The following is a 3461-nucleotide window of genomic DNA, read 5'->3' as shown; positions in this document are numbered from 1 at the left end:
CAGATTAGTTACGGGCGCTAGATACTATATGGACGAATTTGATCAAGAAATTTTAAGAGAAAAATGCCGAGAGATAAACCTGCAACTAGGCGGAGATTTAAGCTCGCTAAAAAATTTCGATAAGCTAAACGGCGTCTTGTCTGCGGTTAGTAACTATATAGATAACAATAAAAATAGCGGAGCATTTCCAAAAGATTTTGTTTTAAATTTATCCCTTACGATTGATCCGGCAAAAGACGAATACCAAAATTTCGGCATTATGCAGGCGCAGGATTTGATAAACGCCCTACTTTTTATAAAGGCAAATGCGCCGTTTAAAGCGATTAAAAATTTAAACGAACTACCAGTCGTCATGATCGGCAGCTCACACGGAGGCTATCTATCGCATATGGCCGCCAAGATCGCTCCGTGGCTCATAGACGGCGTCATAGATAACAGTAGCTACGCCAAGTATCCGCTTAGGATCGTGGGATTTGGTAAAGAGCTTGACTATATGAATCACTGCTGCTCATCAAACGATATGCTTTTTAAACATATAAATTTTTTCATCTCCGACAAGACGCTTTGGACCTTAAAAGATGGCTCCGATAAGAGATTTATGCCAGCACACGAAAAGATACGTTATATTTTAAATTTAGACCACGTAAAAACCCAAAGCAAATATCCAAAGCCGATTTATCTAAGCTATCACTATGCCGGAGACGACATCGCTCCTATAGCCGATAAATCGGAACTTTATAACGAATTTAACGCATGTGGCATAGACGCGACATTAAAAATAATAAAGGACGAAAGCGAGCTTGACGGTAAATTTATCAAATCGCTAACTCACGGCTTTGACATGTCTATAAAAACGCTGATCTCAAAAGAACTTCCGCCGATGTTAGCCAAGATCGCAACTCGCCCTAAACAACCTTGCGAGGATAAAAGCATAACCTATATCTCGGAAAATTTAGAGTATAAATTTTTTGAATCTAACGACAAAATCAATCTACAAGTTTCAAAAATATGGCAAAACGGCACAGTAGTTAAAAAAACGTATAAAATCCACTCTTGCGACGATACAGAGCTTGATATAAAGCGAGAAAGCCTGCTAGAGTTTAACCTTTGCTTTGATACCAAAAAGCCGGTCTCGTCAATAGTTTTTATAATACCTGGCTACGGAGGAGACGCGGACAGCAACTACCGCGAGCACTTAGCGCAGTTTGTCGCGAGCGAATTTAGTGCAGCCGTAGTAGGCGTAAACTACCACTGTATCGGCGATAGACCGCAAACAGGAGCGACGATATTTTTTGACGATTTAGATAGATCGATATTAAAAAAAGAATGCGCCAGGTGCGGCATAGAGCTCCCGGAAAATTTAAGCGTAATCAATACGCAAACCCTGCTTGATATCGACAATCTAATAGACGCAAGAAAACGCGATAAGACAGCACCTCAAGACTTGTCGCTTAAACTATCAATTTCCCTTCAACCGACTAAAAACGAATACCAAAATTTCGGCATTATGCAGGCGCAGGATTTGATCAATGCGCTACTTTTCGTAAAAGCCAACGCTCCTTTTGAGTGCACAACCGACATAAACGACCTACCAGTCGTCATGATAGGCAGCTCGCACGGAGGCTATCTATCGCATATGGCCGCCAAAATCGCCCCATGGCTCATAGACGGCGTCATAGATAATAGTAGCTACGCGCTAGCGCACTGGCCTTTTATCGGCTTTGGCAAAGAACGAGACTATACAAAATACTATAGCGGGCGCTCTAAAGAATATTTTCATAATATAGAGCTTTATTTTTCAGATAAAACTTTTTGGACTCTAGACAAAACCTCACCTGCTTATTTTTCTAAATCACGCGAATACATAAGAGAAATTCTAATGCCGCAACACCTCAAAGTCCAAAGCGGCTATAAAAAGCAAATTTACACGAGTTATCATTACGCTTATGACGATTTTTACGCTCCGGCTAGCGAAAAACAACGACTCTACGACGAACTGAAAAATTTAGGCTACGACGCTACTCTAAATATAATAGAAAATGAAAGTCAGCTTGACGGTAAATTTATCAAAACGCTAACGCACGGTTTAGATATGTCGATAAAAACGCTAATCTCAAAAGAGCTTCCGCCAATGCTGGCTAAAATCACAGCTCGACCGAAACAGCCTTGCGGGGACAAAAGCATAAGTTACGTTTCAGACGATTTAGAATATAAATTTTTTGAAGCGAACGATAAGATAAATTTAGAGATAAAAGAACAAAATCTACCGCAGCAAAATCATGATAATAAATAAAACATACGAGATCCCATCCTGCGACGATGTAGAGCTTGGCATAAAGCGAGATTCGCTACTTGAGTTTAAGCTCTGCTACGACGACGAAAAGCCGGCTAGAGCTCTAGTTTTCATAGTGCCTGGACTTGGCGGAGATGTGAACGAAAACTATAGAGAGCACTTAGCGCAGTTTGTCGCGAGCGAATTTAACGTAGCCGTGGCAAGTCCGAACTACCACTGCATCGGCAACAGACCGCAAACGGGGGCAACCTATTTTTTAAACGATTTAGACAAAATCATCCTTAAAAACAAATGCTCGAAAATCGGTATAGAAATCCCAAACGATATCAGCTACGGCGAACTTTCGGTGCTAGATGACTACTTGGGCAATATAAAATCAAGCGGCGGTTTGCCTAGCGATTTTAAATTACAAGTATCCGTCACGTTGCAACCGACCAAAAACGAATATCAAAATTTCGGCGTTATGCAAGCTCAAGACGTGATAAATGCCGCACTTTTTATCAAGGCAAATCCGCCGTTTAAAGCCGCGACCGATATAGACGAGCTGCCCGTAGTCCTAGTCGGCAGTTCGCACGGCGCTTGCGACGCATTCGTTATCTAGAAAAATAACAAAGCGATCTATATAATGCTTTATAAACATTATTATTTTTAATAAAAGCCCAATATCAAATAAAATTCCGATTACGATAGGAAAAACGAAGATTACAATTATAAATTTACTAAAACTAAAATTCGCATATCTGGGCGTTCCGCATAAATCAAGCTTTACGGAGTAAAATTGAGACGGAAATATCGCGATACCGATTAATACGCCGGCTAAAATTTCGCTCAAAACGCCCATAGGTACCGGCAAATTCGGCGCAAAAATATAATACAAATAGCACGCAGCGACCAACCGCGCCGCAAAAAATGAAAATGCGATATGAGCCGTAAACATCGCAAATCTAAGAAACTTTTCGCCTTTTGTCGGCATATCTACGCTTAAATTTATCACTTCATTATCTTTACGTTTTTGTTGATTAAAAACTCTTCCAAATTTTTAATATCGCCAGCATTAAATAACGATAAATTAACTCTTGCAAAATAAAATACGGAATCGACGGTTTTTATAATCATATATTTATTTATAATTTTAACATTTATTTTATATTTTATCAATTTCACTTGT

Annotated in this window: 2 protein-coding genes and 2 pseudogenes; 3 read left to right on the top strand and 1 reads right to left on the bottom strand. The window is 39.7% G+C overall.

The window, feature by feature from the left end; translation table 11 throughout:
- Positions 1 to 28 precede the first annotated feature (28 nt).
- The 3 genes and pseudogenes from Q0200_RS11855 to Q0200_RS11845 form a co-directional block, all read left to right on the top strand.
- A pseudogene (locus tag Q0200_RS11855) lies at positions 29 to 940 on the top strand (DUF2920 family protein); the annotation flags it as partial.
- Positions 941 to 1006: 66 nt separating this feature from the next.
- Entirely contained in the window at positions 1007 to 2293 is a 1287-nt protein-coding gene (locus tag Q0200_RS11850) for a DUF2920 family protein (RefSeq protein ID WP_297941301.1), read from the top strand.
- A pseudogene (locus Q0200_RS11845) lies at positions 2280 to 2870 on the top strand (DUF2920 family protein); the annotation flags it as partial. The gene Q0200_RS11850 and the pseudogene Q0200_RS11845, both read left to right, overlap by 14 nt.
- Here Q0200_RS11845 and Q0200_RS11840 read toward each other — a convergent pair.
- Complete coding sequence (locus tag Q0200_RS11840; RefSeq protein ID WP_297941300.1) at positions 2850 to 3287, bottom strand: hypothetical protein; 438 nt, start codon at positions 3285 to 3287, stop codon at positions 2850 to 2852. The pseudogene Q0200_RS11845 and the gene Q0200_RS11840 sit on opposite strands and share 21 nt — an antisense overlap.
- Between the last annotated feature and the right edge of the window lie 174 nt (positions 3288 to 3461).

Origin of the sequence: uncultured Campylobacter sp. (assembly GCF_938045225.1) — a bacterium.
Lineage (GTDB): Bacteria > Campylobacterota > Campylobacteria > Campylobacterales > Campylobacteraceae > Campylobacter_A.
This window is presented reverse-complemented; position numbering and strand designations above follow the sequence as displayed.